The sequence below is a fragment of the Neorhizobium sp. R1-B genome, from assembly GCF_004368875.1.
GTDB lineage: Bacteria > Pseudomonadota > Alphaproteobacteria > Rhizobiales > Rhizobiaceae > Neorhizobium > Neorhizobium huautlense.
The window spans coordinates 137370-155157 of sequence record NZ_SOEM01000003.1; the positions used below are offsets into that span (position 1 = coordinate 137370).

Here is a 17788-nt window from a genome sequence, read left to right on the forward strand (position 1 = left end):
CGTTAGAGGGATTTGCGGATCATCTCGCCGAGCCGGGCGGCAAGCGTTGCCCGGTCGGGGTTGAAATTGCGCTCGATCCAGAACTCTTCCAACTGATTGAGGATTTCGCCCACACGTTTTCCCGACGGCACTCCGGCGGCAATGACGTCTGCGCCTCCAAACGGGAAGATCGGCTTTTGATATCTCTCGGCCCTTTCAAGAAGCGTCGACAGACGCGCTGATCTGCGCATCCCAGCCGTGTCGCCCTGCGCTCCTGCCCGCGCCAGGGACAGGCCGAGCTTGAGCCGCATTTTGACGCCTTCTGTGCCGTGGCGGTAAAGCAGCCGGTCGAAAACCACGTCCGTGATGTCGTCCGGCGGCATGGGAGCACTGGCCCAGCCAGTCAGCTTCGCTGCCTCGGCATTCGACATCCTGAGGCGCTTTGCGAGCCCCTCCAGCCGTTCCGCATCCGGAGGCACGGTTGCCGCGAGCCTCAGCATTGGATCGGCTACCCAGCCCAGTGCCTGCTCTGTGGCGACAAGAGGGTGGATATTGTCGATCCCCCATTTTTCCGTTTCAGGAAGGATTTCCGTCAGCACGCCGACCTGCCGCATCCAGAGCAATGCGCGGGAGGGATCGGCGGCGGAAAGCAGCTTTTTCGTTTCGGCCCATACCCGCTCCGCCGAAAGCGCCGCAAGCTTGTCTTTGGCCCGCGCGCAGGCTCTCAGCCCCTCCGCATCAGGCCGGCCGGACCCGTAATGAGCAAAAAAGCGGAAGAAACGCAGGATCCGCAGATGGTCTTCGGCGATCCTTTGCGCGGGGTCCCCGATAAAGCGGACCATGCGCCTTTCGATATCCGGCAGACCGTCGACAAGATCGATCACCTCGCCCTTCACGTCGGCATAAAGCGCATTGATCGTCAGGTCGCGCCTTTCCGCGTCTTCCTGCCAGCCGGTACCAAACGCCACCTTGGCGCGCCGTCCATCGGTCTCGACGTCGCGCCGCAGGGTCGTCACCTCGAATGGATGGTGGTTGGCGACGAGCGTTACCGTGCCATGCTCGATCCCGGTCGGCACCGCCTTGATGCCGGCCTCCGTCGCCCGTTCCATGACCTGTTCCGGCAGAAGCGTGGTGGCGATGTCTATATCGGCAACCGGCAGTCCCATCAGCGCATTACGAACCGCCCCGCCCGCAACGCGAGCCTCGCCGCCATCGGCATTCAATAGCTTAAGCACACGTTGCAGCGCCGGGTCCTGAAACCAGGCCTCGTTGGCAACCGAGGTCATGCATAGAGCCTTTCGTAAAGCGTTCGCAGAATGCCGGCGGTTATGCCCCAGATGTTCCGCTCCTCATAGGGCATCAGATAGAAATGCCGCTCATGCCCATCCCACACGCGGCTGCCGCGTTGATGGTTCGCCTCGTCCATGAGGAACGACAGCGGCACTTCGAAGACATCGTCCACCTCGGTCGGATTTGGTTTCAGCTCGAAGCCGCGTCTGACCAGCGAAAGCACCGGCGTGATGCGAAACCCCGTCGCGGCATAATAGGTCGGCAAGCGGGAAAGCGGCTCGACGAAAGACCGGTCGAGACCGATTTCCTCCTCCGCCTCGCGCAGCGCCGCCTGTTCCGGCGAGACGTCCTCGGGATCGATCGCTCCGCCGGGAAAAGCGATCTGACCTGAGTGCTTCCGTAGAGTCGATGTCCGTTGCGTAAGGATGACCTTGGCCTCGTCGCCATCGTCTACGACAGGCACAAGCACGGCGGCATCTTTCAATTTCAGGCCAGAAGCGAAGTCCACCAGTCCGGGATTGAGAAGGTGGTCGCCGTGGTCGCGCCAGGCATGATCCACCGGACCGCCATTCTGGTTCAGTGCCCGCCTACGAAAATCCGCGGCGGAATAGGGAGCAAATCCATTCATCGCGCCAAGGCATCCAGTTCTGCTGCCGGCATCACGGGGAAAGTCTGACCGCCGGACCGAACGGAGAACATTTCGACGCCATCCACCACCACGGGCTCGCCGAGCTCCACGAGATCGTACATCACCGCCCGCGACACCAATGCCTCCAGCCGGCCGCGCACCAGCAGATAGGGTTTGAGTTCGCGATTATCGCCTGATATCGCGAAGCGGATCGGATGTCCCGCACCCGCCTCCACCACGTCACCGACATTTGTCCTGAACGTGAGGATCTGACGGCCCTCACGCAGCGTGACCTGCATCTCGACCGCCAGGAAGGGCGCGTCGGCGATCCGGATGCCGACCTTTTCCACAGGTGTTACGAGATAGGTTCTGCCGTCCTCATCCTTGCGCAGAACCGTCGAGAAGAGCCTGACGAGCGGCGCCCGGCCGATCGGAGTTCCCATGTAATACCAGGTGCCATCGGCACGGATCTCCATGTCGATATCGCCGCAAAAAGGCGGATTCCACTTCTCCACCGGCGGAAGACCGGTTTTTCCCGCCCCCTTCTGTTCCGAGGCGCGCGAAATCAGGGCGGCGAGCCCCGCCGCATCGGATGCGGAATTTATCGTCTGCGCTGCCATCTTTCAGTCCCGGTTGAACCGTAATCAATCACTGAAGCAAATGTTCCTCACGAGATAGTCATTCGAAACGAGCTTGTCAGCCATGTTTCGGGTAATAAGTTTGATCAGATGAGGTCTGCGCTGCACCGCAGCGATTCGCCGCCGGCCGACGACCACCCGGCTGAGCCTGCCGGTTCCGGATGATGGAGAACGACATGGGCATGATGAATTCCACCGAAGCAGTCCTGGACGAAAAAGCCATCATCGCGGCCGCCGAAAATGCGCTTGCCGATATCGCCGCTATCCGCGCCGAAGTCGCCAAGGTGATCTTCGGGCAGGAAAAGGTGGTCGAAAATACGCTGCTTGCGGTGCTTTCCGGCGGCCATGCGCTGCTGGTCGGTGTGCCGGGCCTCGCCAAGACCAAGCTGGTCAGCACCCTTGGCGCGGTCCTCGGTCTCCACTCCAACCGCATCCAGTTCACACCGGACCTTATGCCGTCGGATATCCTCGGCTCGGAAGTGATGGATACCGACGATGCCGGACGCCGTTCCTTCCGCTTCGTCAAGGGTCCGGTCTTTGCCCAGCTCCTGATGGCTGACGAGATCAACCGCGCCTCGCCGCGCACCCAGTCGGCGCTACTTCAGTCCATGCAGGAATATCATATCACGGTGGCGGGCCAGCGATATGATCTGCCCGCCCCCTTCCACGTGCTCGCGACGCAGAATCCGCTGGAGCAGGAAGGCACTTATCCGCTGCCGGAAGCACAGCTCGACCGTTTCCTGCTGCAGGTCGACGTGCTTTATCCCGAACTTGCCGCCGAACGGCAGATCCTGCTCGAAACCACTGGGCTTTCGGAAGCAAAGCCGCGGGGCATCATCGATTCTGCCCGCCTGCAGGAGATCCAGGTGCTCATCCGTCAGATGCCGGTAAGCGACAAGGTCGTGGATGCGATCCTGTCGCTGGTTCGCTCCGCACGCCCCGGACACGGCAATGCCTCGACCGACAAGCATGTCGCCTGGGGTCCGGGCCCGCGCGCCGGGCAGTCGTTAATGCTGACCGCCCGTGCCCGCGCCCTCTACGAAGGGCGGCTGGCGCCTTCGCTGGACGACGTCTATGCACTCGCCGAACCCGTCCTCGAGCACCGCATGGCGCTCACCTTCGCGGCGCGAGCAGAAGGCATGTCGGTACGCGACGTGATCGGCGGCCTAGTGAAGCAGGCGCGCGGATAGCCTCCGTCGGGTTAGAAAGGACAATGCGTGGCATCCATCGGCCAGATCGTAGAGCAGACACCGAGTAGCGAAGTTCTCTCCCGCGCCCAAGCGCGTGCCATACTGGTACCTGACTGCATGGTGGAGGCAAAACGTATCGCCAATACGGTGATTGCGGGCTGGCATGGACGCCGCAAACGCGGCATCGGCGAAAATTTTTGGCAGTTCAGGCCCTATGCGGAAGGCGAAAGCCTTTCGCGCATCGACTGGCGGCGTTCCGCCCGCGACGACCACACCTATGTCCGCGACCGGGAATGGGAGGCAGCCCACACAGTCTGGCTCTGGGCCGACATGTCTCCCTCCATGATGTACAAGTCGACGCTGGCACTGGTTTCAAAGGAAAGCCGTGCGCTGGTGCTGATGCTGGCGCTTGCCGAAATCCTTGCCCGCTCCGGGGAGCGCATCGGGTGTCCCGGCATCATGGAGCCCGTTTCGGCACGCAATGCCGCGGAGCGGCTTGCCGCCGCCATCATGCACGCCCCGTTGACCACCGGGCTGCCGGAAACCAGCATGATTCGTGGCCACAGCGATATCGTCCTGATCGGCGATTTTCTGGATGATGCCGATAGGGTGATGGAGCGTATCACGCCGCTCGGCCGTCGCGGCCTGCGCGGTCACGTAGTCGAGATCGCCGATCCGGCCGAGGAAACCTTCCCCTATGCCGGCCGTACCGAGTTCACCGACCCGGAAACCGGTGAAAGGCTGGTCTCTGGCCGCGCAGAAATGATCCGCGAGGATTATCAGCGCGCCTATCTCGCCCGGCGCATGGCCCTTGGCGATGGGCTGCGCCGGCTCGGATGGAGCTTCGTCTTCCACCGGACCGATCATCTCGCTTCCGAAGCGCTCGTCGCCGTGCATGGCTATCTGTCCGGCCTGCCGGCACAGAAACCGGGAGGCAGGGCATGAGCGGTTTGATCTTTGCAAACCCCGCCATCCTCTTCGGCCTGATCGCTCTTCCGGTCATCTGGTGGCTGCTGAGGCTCACGCCGCCGCGCCCGAAGACGGAGGTCTTCCCGCCGCTGAAGATCCTGGCGAGCGTCCTGAAGCGCGAAGAAACGCCCTCGAAGAGCCCCTGGTGGCTGACGCTCCTGCGCATGGCTCTTGCCACCGCCGTGATATTGGCGATTGCCGATCCGGTGATGAATCCGCGTGTCAACTCGTTGAATACCGACGGCCCGCTGGTGCTCGTCATCGACAACGGCTGGGCAAGTGCCGCCGATTGGGAACGGCGCGTCCAGACGGCAAATCTTCTGGTCGACGACGCAGAAAGCGCCGATGTGCCGGTCTCCATCGCCTTTACGGCCGATCCCAGCCACGACGCCGTCCCCGGCACCGCCGCAGCCGCCCGCGAAAAGCTCGCCGCAGCACGCCCGAAGCCTCTGGTTCCCGATCGCGCCCGCGCCGCCGAGGCCATCAGCGAAGCGATGAACGGAAACCGTCCCGGAACACTCGTCGTGATGTCGGACGGCGTGGCCGCCCCTCAGGACGCCGAAGCACTGTCGGTTCTGGCAGCGCTTTCACCCGCCCAATTGCGCCTCATCGAGGGCGACGGCCGGAGCGCCGTGGCAATCACCGACGCGGTCAACAATGCCGGCGCGATGTCGGTCACGGCCACTCGTCTTACCACCGGAGCGCCGCAGCAGTTGGCGGTCAATGCGCTAGACGCGCAAGGCCGGGCACTCGCCTCCGGAACGTTCGAATTTGCCGCCGGCGCCGCGACCGCCACGGCCGAGATCGCCTCGCCCTTCGAGCTTCGCAACGACTTTGCCCGCCTAGGTCTCGACGGCCTGGCAACGGCAGGCTCGGCCCACCTGCTCGACGACGGCTTCAAGCGCCGGCGCGTCGCGCTTCTCGCCGGCGAGAGCGGCAGTGATTTCCAGCCGCTCCTGCAGCCGCTCTATTACATCAGCCGGGCACTGCAGCCCTATGCGGACGTCATCCAGCCGAATACCGCCGATCTGTCCGTCTCCATCCCGCAGATCCTCGAAGGCAATCCTTCCGCCATTATCCTGGCCGATGTCGGCCGCCTGCCGGCGGAAACCTATGCGCCGCTGCAGCAATGGATCTCCCGTGGCGGTACGTTGATCCGCTTTGCCGGACCGCGCCTGGCCGCAGCGCCTTCCGACGACCCGCTGGTTCCGGTCATCCTCCGCCAGGGCGAGCGCGCGCTCGGCGGTGCCATGTCCTGGTCCGAACCCCAGCCGCTTGCCGACTTCCCGAGTTTCGGTCCTTTCGCCGGCATGCCGCGGGCGACGGATATCACCGTCACGCGGCAGGTTCTTGCCGAGCCGACGCCGGATCTCGCCGAGCGTACCTGGGCGAGCCTCGCCGACGGCACCCCCCTTGTCACCACCAAGGAAGTCGAGGCCGGCCGCATCGTCCTCGTCCATACCACCGCCGAGGCAACCTGGTCCAACCTGCCGCTGTCAGGCAATTTCGTGGAGATGTTGCGCCGTCTCGTGCAGATCGCCCGCGCCGGCGGCGCCGCATCCTCCGGCCCGGCCTCGGATGGCGCGGCAGCAACCTTGCCGCCCTATCGCCTTTTGACCGCAGACGGCATCCTGACCACCGAAACCGGAACCGCCCGGCCGATCGCCGTCGCTGCCAACGAGACCCCGGTCGCCAGTTTCGATCATCCCCCGGGCCTCTATGGCACCGAAGACGGCTTTACCGCCGTCAACCTGCTGGCTCCGAAAACCGTCATCGCGCCCTTCGATGTGACGCCTGTCGGCGCAGCGGTGGCGCGCGAAGGGCTGGCTGGCGGTGAAGCCATTTCGCTCCGCCCTGCCCTGTTTGCCGCAGCCTTCGCGCTGCTGGTGCTCGACAGCTTCATCGTGCTGTTCATGAATGGCGCCTTCGCCCGCGGTGGCGTGCGACGAAATCGCGGCGCGGCTGCAGCCGCGATTGTCGCGACCCTTGCCTTGGGCCTCCTCACTTTTGCACCCGGCCGGATGATGGCGCAGGACATGCCGCCGGGGGCGGGAGCCAAGCCAGGGGACGAGCAGATCCTCGAGCGGCTGGACACCACCCATCTGGCCTATGTCGTCACCGGCGAGGCCGACGTCGACAACCTGTCGGAACAGGGGCTGGAAGGGCTCGGCCAGTTCCTGACCTATCGCACCACGCTCGAACCCGGCGCGCCGGTCGGGCTTGATATCACCAAGGATGACCTGTCCTTCTATCCGATCATCTACTGGCCGATTTCCGCCAACGCGCCGATGCCCTCGCAGGCAGCGATTTCCCGCATCGATGCCTATATGCGCAACGGCGGCACCGTTCTTTTCGACACGCGAGACCAGTACTCCGCACTCGACGGTGGCGGGACAACGCCGAACGGCGAGCGCCTGCAGGCAATCCTTGCCAATATCGACATACCGCCGCTAGAGCCGACGCCCGAGGATCATGTCCTTACGCGCTCATTCTACCTGCTCACCAATTTTCCGGGCCGCTATACCGGCAGTCCGCTCTGGGTCGAGGCGCGGCAGGAGGCGAGAAACACCGGCGCCCAGCTGTCGTCTTCGGGCGACGGCGTCACACCGCTCCTCATCACCGGCAATGATCTCGCAGGGGCCTGGGCCATCGACCCGCAGGGAGCGCCCGTATTGCCCACGGTGCCGCCCGATGAGATGCAGCGCGAATACGCCTATCGCGCCGGCGTCAACATCATGATGTACATGCTGACCGGCAACTACAAAGCCGATCAGGTGCATGTCCCGGCGCTGCTTGAGCGTCTTGGCCAGTAAGGGAGCAGCCGATGACCATCGAATTCTCCCCCTTCTTCTCCTGGCCGGTTCTTGCCGCTCTCGGTGTGCTGGCGCTTATCCTCGCCGGCCTCGCATTCTGGCGCGGCGTGCGCGGAGCCACGCTGCGCACGCTGGCACTTGCCGCGCTGCTTCTGGCGCTCGCCAATCCGACCCTGATGCAGGAGGATCGGGAACAGCTCTCGACCGTGGTTCCGATCATTGTAGACCGCTCGCAAAGCCAGGAGACCGCGGGGCGTAAGGAGCAGACCGACGAGGCTCTCGCCAGCCTGAACGACCGGTTCTCGCGATATCCGCGGATCGAGACAAGGGTGGTCGATGTCGCTGACGACGAAAATTCGGACACGCCCTCGACGAAGCTCTTTACCGCCCTGCGTTCTGCCATTTCCGATGTTCCCCCGGCACGCATCGGCGGCGCGGTTTTCCTGACCGACGGCCAGATCCATGACCTTCCCGGCATCAATCAGAACCTCGGCTTCAACGCTCCCGTCCATGGTCTCATCACCGGCCAGCCGGATGAGTTCGACCGCCGCGTCGAGGTGGTGCGTGCGCCCCGCTTCGGCATTGTCGGCGAAGAACAGGAACTGACGCTGCGCGTCTTCGACGACGGCCGTTCCGGCAGCAACGCCGCCCAGGTGACGGTGCGGATGAACGGCCAGCAGATCGCCACGCTTCAGGCGCGCACCGGCATCGAAACGCCGTTTGCCTTCACGGTTCCACGCGGCGGCAACAACGTCATGGAATTCTCCGTTGCCGAATTGCCGGGCGAAGTCACGACCGCCAACAATCGCGCCGTCCACGTCATCGACGGCATTCGGCAGAACCTGCGCGTCCTGCTGGTGTCCGGCGAACCGCATGCCGGCGAGCGCGCCTGGCGCAACCTCCTGAAATCGGATGCCTCGGTCGACCTCGTCCATTTCACCATCCTGCGGCCCCCGGAAAAGCAGGACGGCACACCGATCAACGAACTGTCGCTGATCGCCTTCCCCACCCGCGAACTTTTCGTCGAGAAGATCAAGGATTTCGACTTGATCATCTTCGACCGCTACAAGCATCGCGGCGTGTTGCCGATCCTCTATTACGATTATATCGCCCAATATGTGCAGAGCGGCGGCGCGTTGCTGATCGCCGCAGGTCCGGAGCACGCTGGCGAAGATTCGATCGCCTCTACTCCGCTCGAACAGGTTCTGCCCGCCGCACCGACTGGAGAGGTCCACAGCGCGGCTTTCTATCCGCATCTGTCGGAAGCGGGCCAGAAACACCCCGTCACCCGCGGCCTGGACGGATCGGACCAGACGCCGCCTGCCTGGGGCCGCTGGTTCCGCACCATTGACGTTAATACGCCGCAGGGCCAGACGGTCATGGAAGGGGACGGCAGCCGCCCGCTTCTCGTGCTAAACCGCCAAGGCGAAGGCCGCGTCGCCATGCTCTTGTCCGACCAGGGCTGGCTCTGGGCGAGAGGTTTCGAAGGGGGCGGGCCACATGTCTCGCTTTACCGCCGCATCGCCCATTGGCTGATGAAGGAACCGGAACTCGAAGAAGAGGCATTGACCGCTCGCGCCCTCGGCCGGACGCTGGAGGCGACACGCCAGACGATCGGCGACGATCCGGGTCCTGCCAGGCTTCGTTATCCCTCCGGCCGCACGGAGACGGTGCCTATGACCTCCGCCGGCCCCGGCGAATACCGGCTGGAGCGCCGGATGGACGAAACCGGCCTTTTCGAAGTCAGCAGTGGCGAGTTTTCCACCCTCGTCCATGTCGGCGCTGTCGATGCGCCGGAATTCAAGGCGATGATCTCCACCGAGAACACGCTGAAACCCTACGCCGACAAAACCCATGGCCTTGTCAAGCGCGTCGCCTCCGGGGACGGAATATCGCTGCCGGACATCCTGCCCGTGCGCGGTGAAGTGCGCGTCAACGACCCGGACCGGATGGTGATCCGCATGACGGACGAGAGCGTGCTGCGCGGCATCGATACGCTGCCGCTGTTTGCCGGCTTTGCCGGGCTTTCCGCCCTCCTCTTTGCCGTCGCTGCCATGTGGTGGCGCGAGGGGCGCTGAGCATGGCCGATCTTGAACTGACGTCCGAGCCCTCGCCTGAGGACCTTGCCGTAATCCTGGACGGGCTGACCGCCTTCAACGAAGGCGAAGTGGGCGCGGCGGAACGCCAGACGCTGGCCGTGCTGATCCGGGATCCAGAAAGAAAGGTGATCGGCGGTCTTTCCGGCTACACGTCCTGGGGCTGGCTGTTCACCCAGCTGCTGTTCATCCCGCAATCGCTGCGCGGCAATGGTATGGCCGGTCGGCTGCTTCGGACGGCCGAGGAAGAAGCCCGCCGCCGCGGCTGCCATGGCGCCTGGATCGACACCTTCAATCCTGTCGCCCTCGAAGCCTATAAGCGTCAGGGTTATGAGACATTCGGCGAATTACCCGGCTTTGTGAGTGGCCGGACCCGTACCTTCCTCAAGAAGGCGCTTTGAGTTATTCATCCGCTTACGGAATTTTACGCAAAGACGCCGGCGGCATGGATATCGAACTGAAATTGGTCGAGGGGGTCACGCCCGAGGAAGAAGAAATCATCCTCGATCGACTGAAGGCCTACAATATCGAAAGGTTCGGCAGGAGCGACCGCCGGGAGCTTGCAGTGCCGATCTACAACGCCGAAGGCAAGGTGATCGGCGGATTGACAGGCTATACCGGCCGCGGCTGGCTCTATGTGGCAATGCTTTACGTTCCCGATGAACTGCGCGGCCAGGGCCTTGCCGCCCGCATGCTGGATTTGGCGGAAACGGAAGCCCGCGCCCGGGGCTGCATCGGCGCCTATATCGATACGATGAACCCCGACGCTTTGAGGGTCTACCGGAAACAGGGTTATGTCGACATCGGCAGCCTGAACGGCCTTGCGGGAGGCCATTCTGTCACTTGGCTGCAAAAGCGTTTTTGACCTTCCCTCACCTCAGGTCAGCGACGTCTGGCGCGTTTCCGTATTGATCATGATCCCGGCAAGCGCGGCGAGCACGAGCAGTCCGGCAAAGATGCCGATGGTGAGCCCGAGGCCCTGCACCACGACATAACCGACCAGCGACGGCGCGAGCAGGCCGCCGAGACGGGCCATGGCGCCTGCCGCCCCCATGCCGGTTGCACGCGACGCCGTCGGATAAAGCTCCGGGGTATAGGCGTAGAGAGCGCCCCAGGTGCCGAGCAGCGCAAAGCTCATCAGCAGCAGAGCCGCTGCGATGAGGCTGGCATCCGAGGCAATCACGAAGAGCAGGCAACCGAGCGCCGACAGCAGGCAGAAACCGATCAGGGTCGGCTTGCGGCCCCATTTCTCGACGCCGTAGGCCGCGAGCGCATAACCCGGAAGCTGCGCCAGCGCCACGAGCACCAGGAAACCGTAGCCGCGGACGAAGCCGAAACCTTCGCCGGCGAGCCTTGCCGGCATCCAGGTGAAGACGCCGTAATAGGACACCGACACGAGAAACCAGATCGCCAGGATCATGATGCTGCGCTGGCGCAGTCCGGACGAAAAGATGCCGGTCGATTTCACCGGCGGCGGCGAAACGAGACTGGTTTCAGCTCCGAGCTGCGGCCGACCGTTGACGACGAGCATCCGCTCCACGATCGCTTTGGCTTCGTCACTCCGGCCGGAACGCAGGAGATAGAGCGGCGATTCCGGCACCAGGAACCGCAGGCCGATACCCGCAACAGCCGGAATTGCCGTCACCGCGAAGATATAGCGCCAGGCATCGGCTACCCCGGCAAGGCTCGCCCCCCAAGCGGCGAGCGCCACGACCAGCGTACCGACGGCCCAGAACCCTTCGAGGAACACCAGCCAGCGCCCGCGGTTCTTCGCCGGCAGGAACTCCGCCATCATCGCATAATCCACCGGCAGTGTGCCGCCGACCGCAGCGCCGGTCAGGAAGCGCAATATCACGAGGATCGTGAAGTCCGGAGCGAAGATGGAAAGGGTGCCGAACACAGCGTCGCAGGCGACGGTCACGATCAGCACCCGGCGGCGGCCGATACGGTCGGCGAGTCTGCCGAAACCCATCGCACCGAGAAGCATGCCGAAAAAGAAGGCCGTGCCCGTCTGCAATGCCTGAGGCACCGTCAGGCCGAAGGTTGCCGCGATGGAGGCGGCGGTGAAGCCGACCGCCAGCACCTGCATCGCATCCGCAGCCCAGACGAGGCCAAAAATCCCCATCAATCGCCGCTGGTAGGTCCCCGCCCCGGCGCGGTCCAGCGCGTCGTCCATCGTGATTGCCGTCATGCACCTGTCCCCCGGAGTTGACGAATCATCCCGGCAGTCATTGCCGGCCAATGGAAAGGTTGATTAGCGGACTTGGGCTATGGACGCCAGCCGATCGTTCCCTTGAGACGGGTATGCACGTCTTCCGCAATGGGTACGACGAGGACCCGGTTCGGATCCACGGGCCCCGGGAACTGGAGCGCGTTATACGCAACCTTCTCGAAACCGAGAGGGCTGTAATAGGGCGGATCACCCACCAGGATCACCGCTTCCGATCCCTTCCGTTTCGCCGCCTCGATCGCAATCCGCACCAGCTCGCGGCCGATGCCGCGATTTTTATGCGACGGCCGCACGGCGAGAGGTCCCAGCAGATGGCCCTTTACATCCCCGGCAAGAACCGGGGTCATCCGGACCGAAGCGATCGTCTCTCCATCATCGGTGCAGACGAAGGACAAGGAGCGGTCGTGCGGCCCCTGCTCCCGGATCCGGGCGGCGGCACGGGTGTGACGGCCCGGCCCGAAAGCTTCCGCATTGATGAGTTCGATGACGTCGTCATGGGACGCGTCTTCGGTGAGATAGACAAGTTCGTGCTTGTGCAGGAATTCGAGCTGAGACATGAAAGGACCGAAGCCGTGGAAAAAGAGCGGACAGGACAAGTGATCTCGATGACGCCGTGTGAGCGTCTTTCCCTAAGATCAGCGTCGTCGCAGTGCCCGTGCCTCAGTCATGGAAACAAATATCCCCAAATTGCGGAAAGCCAACTAGCAGGAAAATTCCTTTCCGTCCAATCGAAAAACGCAGTGTTTGCAAAAACGCGGCTCGCCAAAAGTCACCGCTGCCGTATCTATTGGCCGAAATAACCTCAAGGAGAATGCCATGGGCATGCTTGTCGATGGAAAATGGCAGGACGTCTGGTACGACACGAAGGAAAGCAAGGGCCATTTCAAGCGGGCTGCTTCGCAATTCCGGAACTGGGTAACTGCCGATGGCGCCGCCGGCCCGTCTGGCATAGGCGGTTTCAAGGCGGAGGCCGGGCGCTACCACCTCTATGTCTCCTACGCTTGTCCCTGGGCGCATCGCACGCTGATTTTCCGCAAACTGAAGAAGCTCGAGGAGCTGATTTCTGTTTCGGTAGTCGATTATCTGATGCTGGAGAACGGCTGGGAGTTTAAAAGGCGCGATGGTGCGACCGGCGACGACCTCTTCGATTACGACTATCTCTATCAGGTCTATCTGAAGGCCGATCCGCACTATACCGGACGCGTCACCGTACCGGTTCTCTGGGACAGGAAGCAGAACACGATCGTCTCCAACGAAAGCGCGGAAATCATCCGCATGTTCAACAGCGCCTTCGACGGACTGACGGGCTCCGCTGCGGATCTCTATCCGGAAGATCTCCGCGCTGAAATCGATGAGCTGAACACGCTCGTCTATGACACCGTCAACAACGGCGTCTACAAGGCAGGTTTCGCGACCGAGCAGGAGGCCTATGCGCAGGCCGTTGCCCGGCTTTTCGATACTCTGGACATGCTGGAACAGCGCCTCGGCCCCAGCCGCTATCTCTTCGGCGACCGGCTGACAGAGGCCGATTGGCGGCTCTTCACCACACTCTTCCGCTTCGATCCGGTCTATGTCGGCCACTTCAAATGCAATATTCGCCGCATCGCCGACTATCCGAACCTCTCAGGCTACCTGCGCGACCTCTACCAGCATCCGGGTATCGCCGAGACCTGCAATCTCCTGCACATCAAGAACCACTATTACGGCAGCCACCGGACGATCAATCCGACCGGCATAGTGCCCGTGGGCCCGGTGATCGATCTGGATGGACCGCACGGAAGGGAGAAATTGAAGACCGCAGCATGATCGGCATCGCATCGGCGACGGCTGCGACACACCGCCGCCGATATATCCAAAAGAATATTTCGATCGACTTTGGCGTCCAAACGGACTATGAATAAGGAGACGAAGGGTCACGGGTCGGGCGCCAGTAATCGCTTCTCCCCCGACGGAAGGGAGGCAGCCATGTGCAATGCAGTTTCGGTGTTTCCCAGAAACCAATACTGGGTCGTACGGATTGTCGAACAGGGCGCCGAAGCCGAACGCGAGTTTCTTTACGAAGTACACGCTCGCGCCTGGGCTGAGGGCCAATACATCAGGCTGAACAGGTCATTTTCCCCTAGCGCTGGCATTGTAAAGCGGGCGCCTATGGAAGCTGGCGGATGTTTCGAGAGCCTGGAAAATGGACACACCAGCTTTGGCGGAATGATTCCCGGCTGATCAACCGGTCGGCAAGCTTCACCAGAAATCCGACTTCTCAACCTCGCCGCACAGTTCCTTGAGCCGTCGCCGGGTCGCAGTCGTCGTGTCCTCGGGCAAGGCATCCAACGCGAAAAATCCGCTCTCCGCAATCTCCCTGTTGGGAGCCCTCGGTGCCATCTGATCGACGGTCACCTGGTAGAAGAGGACGTGATCCCGCTTGCTGGCATTGCGATTATAGTAGACGTGAAAAAGGGCCGGTTCTCCGAGGATTTCCAGATTGCCCTCTTCCCTCAGCTCCTTCGCGAGTGCGGCGCGGGCAGTCTCGTGCCGTTCCATGCCTCCGCCCGGCATGTACCAGCCGGGAACATAGGTATGGCGAACCAGGAAGATGCGCCCTTCCGCATCGAAGCAGGCTGCGCGCACGCCAAGCGTCATGCCCCGTCTCATGATGAAGAACTGGTGCAACAGCCAGACCATCATCCTTGTTCGAAAACCTCGGACCTCCGGGATGCCGTCATTGCTCATTCATAACTCCGGGAGCCGTCAGAAAATCGATAACGATTTGCGGGCTTATGCGTTATGTCTGCGGCATGTTCAAATTCGCGCATATTTCCGACATCCATTTAGGCCCGCTTCCGAAACTGACGCTTCGCGAACTCTTTTCGAAGCGTATCACCGGCTTTGTCAATTGGCACCGGAATCGCCGCAAGCATCTTTTCGTCAACACGCTTGACCTGCTTTTGAGCGATTTGAAGACGCGCGAGCCGGATCATCTGGTCGTGACCGGTGATCTCGTCAATCTTGCGACCGGCATCGAGATCCGACTGGCTGCCGAATGGCTGCAGACCATCGGGGATCCTCTGGAAACGACGGTCGTGCCGGGCAATCACGATGCCTATGTCCCCGGCGCCCATGATAAGTCGGTGGCGGCATGGTATCCCTTCATCGCCAGCGATGACGACCCGGAAATCTGGCCGGAGCACGACCACATCTTCCCCACCTATCGGCGCCGCGGGCCGATCGCGGTCATCGGCTGCTCGACATCCAATGCGACCCCGCCTTTCTCGGCTTCCGGCTATTACAGTCCCAGGCAGGCGCGCGAAACCGTAAACCTGCTGAAGAAGGCCGGCGAAGAGGGTCTGTTCCGCATCGTGCTGATCCATCACCCCCCGATTCATGGCGCGGCATCCTCGCACAAGAGAATGATCGGCATCCGCCGTTTTGCCGCCGCGATCTCGACCGGCGGCGCCGAACTGGTGCTGCACGGGCACACCCATCTCAACACGCTTTATTGGCTGAGAAGTCACCACGGTCAGGTTCCCGTCCTCGGCATAGCCTCTGCGTCGCAGGGGCCGGGCGGGCACAAACCGCGGGCCGCCTACAACCTGTTCACCCTTTCCGGGGAACCCGGCGCCTGGAACCTCCTCTGCGAGCGCTACAGTCTCACCGAGAATGGAGACGGAGTGGGTCTCGATATCAGCCGGCTCCTCTACGGCGAGATGCCGCCGACCATTTCGATCCCGGAAGCCGCGAGAATGTTGTAGAATCAATGTCGCGATTGTTGCGGAATCGCCACATTCCCGTCATAGCTAGTATCAGACTAAGTCATCACCGACATTATCAACCATAGCAAAGCCGCTCTCTGCCTATGAGCCAACCGAGCCCATCGACCGACATCCGGCGCGATCTCGTCGCCCTCCTCCCACGCCTGCGTCGTTTTGCGATGACGCTCACGGGCGATGCGTCGGATGCCGACCAGCTGGTTCGTGGCGCTGCCATGCGGGCGATTCAAAAAAGCCACCACTGGAAGGGAGAGGGACGGCTCGAGAACTGGCTATTCAGCATCATGCGGACGATCTGGTCGGACGAAGCGAGGAAGCGCCGAAAGGCTGAACCCGCCGGAACCGACGCCGGCTCGGCGCCCGAAAGGAAGAAGACGGCGAGTGCCGTACTCTCGATGCCGGAAGGGCTTGCCTCCGCTTTCCTGCTTACCGATGTGGAAGGCTTCACCTGTCAGGAAGCCGCCACCATCCTGGGTATTCCGGCAGATCAGCTTGCGGCCCGCCTCTGTGCCGCCCGCCTTGGTCTTTCATCGCTCAACGCCGTGACAACCGAGCGGAGGGCGTGACGGTGAACGCGTCGCAGCCGTCACCGCTCGAATTGCGGCTCTCCGCCTATGTCGACGCACAGACGGGCGACGGCGACTGGCACGATGTCGAAGAACTGCTGGTGAACGATCCTCAGGTCCGCGCATTGCACGACGCGCTGCGGCACGGCTCGGAAATCGGCCGACGGGCGTTCGACGATATGCTGAAGGAACCCGTTCCGCTCGATCTGGTCCGCTCCATCAAGCACGCACCGTTGCCGCGCCGTGCCGTCCGGCTGCCGCAGGCTCCGCGCTCCGGCTTTTCGCTCAAACCATCTGGCGTGCGGACCTTCATTGCCTGCCTCTCCCTATTCGTGCTTGGCGGCGCAATCGGCTATATGCTTGGCAGCCGCCCGGCAGCGCCCCAGGGACGTGTCGCCATTGCGGCGCCGGCGCAGGCCGCGCGCGATTGGCTGGACGATATCATCGCCCAGTATCGGCTTTATGCCCGCCAGACCAATCATCTGACGGAAATCCCCGCCGAAAGAGCCGCCGACATCCTAGAATGGCTGACGACCAATACCGGAATAAGCTTCCGCATTCCGGATCTTCAAGGCAGCGGCCTCGTCTTTCAGGGAGCGCGCATGTTTTCCGCCGGCGGCACTCCGGCCGGGCAGCTTTTTTACCGGCGCGTCGATGGCGATGCGGACGGCGACGTGATCGCCATCACCTTCACCAAGACGCGGCCCGAGGGCAATCGCTCGCTCGAGGAAATCCGCAACGAAACGGGAATCGTCACCTGGGTGACCCCGCTTGCGACCTACATGGTCATAGGCCCCTCTTCCGCCGCGGATCTGGACGATATCGCCGCAAAGGCTGCGGGGCTGATCTAGACCGCGTGAGAAATACCGAGCCGAATGACGCGGACGACCGCCTCCGGACATTCGTCGATCAGCATATGACCGGCCTCCGGCAAGCGGTGAACAGCGACATTCGAGGGTAAGCCGTCGGCCTGCGTAACGGGAAGAATACCGTCTCCCTCGCCCCATAGAACACGCACTGGCATTGCCAGCCGTCCCAGATCTTCGACCGGTAGCATCCCTTGCTCACGGCCTCCGGCATCGACCAGGATGGTACCGAGAATCCGCTTCAAAGCCTCGCGCGCACCGGAAAGGCGCCGCCGCTCCAGCGTGCTTTCCACCTCGGCGTCGCTTACAGGATGTTGTCGGCCGCTCATCATCAGAAGCGCGGCCCGCATCTCCTCCCTATTCCCGGCAGAGGCATAGCATCTCAACGCTTCTCCATTGATCCCCCGGCCGAAGCCGCCCGGTGCGAAAAGCGTCAGGCTCGCGACCTGTTCCGGAGTTCGCAATGCGATGAGCGCCGCCACCGCGCCGCCCATGGAATGGCCGGCAAGGTGGAACTTCTCAACATCGCGCTGGTGAAGATCGGCAACTATGGCTTTCGCCATCCATCCCGCGCCGCCGGCCGGCTCCACGGACAGCGACCTGCCATGTCCCGGCAAATCATAGGCGATGACCGGCAGTTCCGCCGCCAGTGTCTTGGCGACGGCGGTCCAGGCGGCGGCTGTTCCGCCGAACCCATGCAGAAGCACGATGGGAGCTGCCCGATGCAGCTCACCATAAAGTTCGGCGTGGAGGCTCATG

General features: G+C 62.8%; 17 protein-coding genes. 10 read left to right on the forward strand and 7 right to left on the reverse strand.

The genetic code is table 11. The features are described from left to right. Positions 1-2 precede the first annotated feature (2 nt). The 3 genes from EDE05_RS05670 to EDE05_RS05680 are packed head-to-tail and all read right to left on the reverse strand — an operon-like array spanning position 3 to position 2517. Positions 3-1265 (reverse strand): CCA tRNA nucleotidyltransferase, encoded by a 1263-nt coding sequence (locus tag EDE05_RS05670; protein WP_112800921.1) that lies wholly within the window; start codon positions 1263-1265, stop codon positions 3-5. After that, complete coding sequence (locus EDE05_RS05675) at positions 1262-1897, reverse strand: CoA pyrophosphatase (protein ID WP_132409069.1); 636 nt, start codon at positions 1895-1897, stop codon at positions 1262-1264. Before EDE05_RS05675 ends, EDE05_RS05670 begins: the two co-directional genes overlap by 4 nt. Next, positions 1894-2517, reverse strand: a complete 624-nt coding sequence (locus EDE05_RS05680) for a DUF1285 domain-containing protein (protein WP_132409071.1) — start codon at positions 2515-2517, stop codon at positions 1894-1896. Before EDE05_RS05680 ends, EDE05_RS05675 begins: the two co-directional genes overlap by 4 nt. Before the next feature lie 194 nt (positions 2518-2711). Here EDE05_RS05680 and EDE05_RS05685 point away from each other — a divergent pair, with 194 nt between their 5' ends. The 6 genes from EDE05_RS05685 to EDE05_RS05710 are packed head-to-tail and all read left to right on the forward strand — an operon-like array spanning position 2712 to position 10468. Beyond that, positions 2712-3725, forward strand: coding sequence for a MoxR family ATPase (locus EDE05_RS05685; RefSeq protein ID WP_105370307.1), 1014 nt, complete (start codon positions 2712-2714; stop codon positions 3723-3725). A 27-nt stretch (positions 3726-3752) separates the two neighbouring features. Then, positions 3753-4670, forward strand: coding sequence for a DUF58 domain-containing protein (locus tag EDE05_RS05690; RefSeq protein ID WP_105370308.1), 918 nt, complete (start codon positions 3753-3755; stop codon positions 4668-4670). Then, entirely contained in the window at positions 4667-7507 is a 2841-nt protein-coding gene (locus EDE05_RS05695) for a DUF4159 domain-containing protein (RefSeq protein ID WP_132409073.1), read from the forward strand. Before EDE05_RS05690 ends, EDE05_RS05695 begins: the two co-directional genes overlap by 4 nt. A gap of 11 nt (positions 7508-7518) precedes the next feature. Continuing rightward, a complete protein-coding gene (locus EDE05_RS05700) occupies positions 7519-9585 on the forward strand; it encodes a hypothetical protein (protein ID WP_132409075.1) in 2067 nt (688 codons plus the stop codon). A gap of 2 nt (positions 9586-9587) precedes the next feature. Continuing rightward, positions 9588-10004 carry a GNAT family N-acetyltransferase gene (locus tag EDE05_RS05705; RefSeq protein ID WP_112800913.1) on the forward strand — a complete coding sequence of 139 codons (417 nt, stop codon included), beginning with the start codon at positions 9588-9590 and terminating at the stop codon, positions 10002-10004. Between the two features lie 44 nt (positions 10005-10048). Next, positions 10049-10468, forward strand: a complete 420-nt coding sequence (locus EDE05_RS05710) for a GNAT family N-acetyltransferase (RefSeq protein ID WP_132409077.1) — start codon at positions 10049-10051, stop codon at positions 10466-10468. Positions 10469-10480: 12 nt separating this feature from the next. Here EDE05_RS05710 and EDE05_RS05715 read toward each other — a convergent pair whose 3' ends face one another. Both EDE05_RS05715 and EDE05_RS05720 read right to left on the reverse strand, forming a co-directional pair. Further along, a complete protein-coding gene (locus EDE05_RS05715; protein WP_132409079.1) occupies positions 10481-11794 on the reverse strand; it encodes an MFS transporter in 1314 nt (437 codons plus the stop codon). A 77-nt stretch (positions 11795-11871) separates the two neighbouring features. Continuing rightward, positions 11872-12372, reverse strand: coding sequence for an N-acetyltransferase (locus EDE05_RS05720; RefSeq protein ID WP_132409321.1), 501 nt, complete (start codon positions 12370-12372; stop codon positions 11872-11874). Between the two features lie 277 nt (positions 12373-12649). Between EDE05_RS05720 and EDE05_RS05725 the strand changes: the two genes are divergently transcribed. After that, positions 12650-13639: a glutathione S-transferase family protein gene (locus EDE05_RS05725; protein WP_132409081.1), complete on the forward strand. Its 990-nt coding sequence runs from the start codon at positions 12650-12652 to the stop codon at positions 13637-13639. Between the two features lie 432 nt (positions 13640-14071). Here the strand turns inward: EDE05_RS05725 and EDE05_RS05730 are convergent, their stop codons facing one another. Then, entirely contained in the window at positions 14072-14560 is a 489-nt protein-coding gene (locus EDE05_RS05730; RefSeq protein ID WP_132409083.1) for an NUDIX domain-containing protein, read from the reverse strand. A 65-nt stretch (positions 14561-14625) separates the two neighbouring features. Between EDE05_RS05730 and EDE05_RS05735 the strand changes: the two genes are divergently transcribed. From EDE05_RS05735 to EDE05_RS05745, 3 genes are all read left to right on the forward strand, one after another. Next, a complete protein-coding gene (locus EDE05_RS05735; RefSeq protein ID WP_132409323.1) occupies positions 14626-15579 on the forward strand; it encodes a metallophosphoesterase in 954 nt (317 codons plus the stop codon). Positions 15580-15683: 104 nt separating this feature from the next. Next, entirely contained in the window at positions 15684-16163 is a 480-nt protein-coding gene (locus tag EDE05_RS05740; protein WP_105370317.1) for a sigma factor, read from the forward strand. Between the two features lie 2 nt (positions 16164-16165). Further along, complete coding sequence (locus EDE05_RS05745; RefSeq protein WP_132409085.1) at positions 16166-17014, forward strand: anti-sigma factor; 849 nt, start codon at positions 16166-16168, stop codon at positions 17012-17014. On the opposite strand, the gene EDE05_RS05750 is transcribed toward EDE05_RS05745, so the two are convergent. Further along, a complete protein-coding gene (locus tag EDE05_RS05750; protein ID WP_132409087.1) occupies positions 17011-17787 on the reverse strand; it encodes an alpha/beta fold hydrolase in 777 nt (258 codons plus the stop codon). The two genes, EDE05_RS05745 and EDE05_RS05750, sit on opposite strands and share 4 nt — an antisense overlap. Position 17788: the final 1 nt, after the last annotated feature.

Bases quoted from the DNA above. Each gene is read 5' to 3' on its own strand.
- EDE05_RS05675 (WP_132409069.1), bottom strand. From the start codon at position 1,897: ATGAATGGATTTGCTCCCTATTCCGCCGCGGATTTTCGTAGGCGGGCA.
- EDE05_RS05705 (WP_112800913.1), top strand. From the start codon at position 9,588: ATGGCCGATCTTGAACTGACGTCCGAGCCCTCGCCTGAGGACCTTGCC.
- EDE05_RS05670 (WP_112800921.1), bottom strand. From the start codon at position 1,265: ATGACCTCGGTTGCCAACGAGGCCTGGTTTCAGGACCCGGCGCTGCAA.
- EDE05_RS05725 (WP_132409081.1), top strand. From the start codon at position 12,650: ATGGGCATGCTTGTCGATGGAAAATGGCAGGACGTCTGGTACGACACG.
- EDE05_RS05710 (WP_132409077.1), top strand. From the start codon at position 10,049: ATGGATATCGAACTGAAATTGGTCGAGGGGGTCACGCCCGAGGAAGAA.
- EDE05_RS05695 (WP_132409073.1), top strand. From the start codon at position 4,667: ATGAGCGGTTTGATCTTTGCAAACCCCGCCATCCTCTTCGGCCTGATC.
- EDE05_RS05680 (WP_132409071.1), bottom strand. From the start codon at position 2,517: ATGGCAGCGCAGACGATAAATTCCGCATCCGATGCGGCGGGGCTCGCC.
- EDE05_RS05715 (WP_132409079.1), bottom strand. From the start codon at position 11,794: ATGACGGCAATCACGATGGACGACGCGCTGGACCGCGCCGGGGCGGGG.
- EDE05_RS05685 (WP_105370307.1), top strand. From the start codon at position 2,712: ATGGGCATGATGAATTCCACCGAAGCAGTCCTGGACGAAAAAGCCATC.
- EDE05_RS05740 (WP_105370317.1), top strand. From the start codon at position 15,684: ATGAGCCAACCGAGCCCATCGACCGACATCCGGCGCGATCTCGTCGCC.
- EDE05_RS05700 (WP_132409075.1), top strand. From the start codon at position 7,519: ATGACCATCGAATTCTCCCCCTTCTTCTCCTGGCCGGTTCTTGCCGCT.
- EDE05_RS05750 (WP_132409087.1), bottom strand. From the start codon at position 17,787: ATGAGCCTCCACGCCGAACTTTATGGTGAGCTGCATCGGGCAGCTCCC.
- EDE05_RS05735 (WP_132409323.1), top strand. From the start codon at position 14,626: ATGTTCAAATTCGCGCATATTTCCGACATCCATTTAGGCCCGCTTCCG.
- EDE05_RS05730 (WP_132409083.1), bottom strand. From the start codon at position 14,560: ATGAGCAATGACGGCATCCCGGAGGTCCGAGGTTTTCGAACAAGGATG.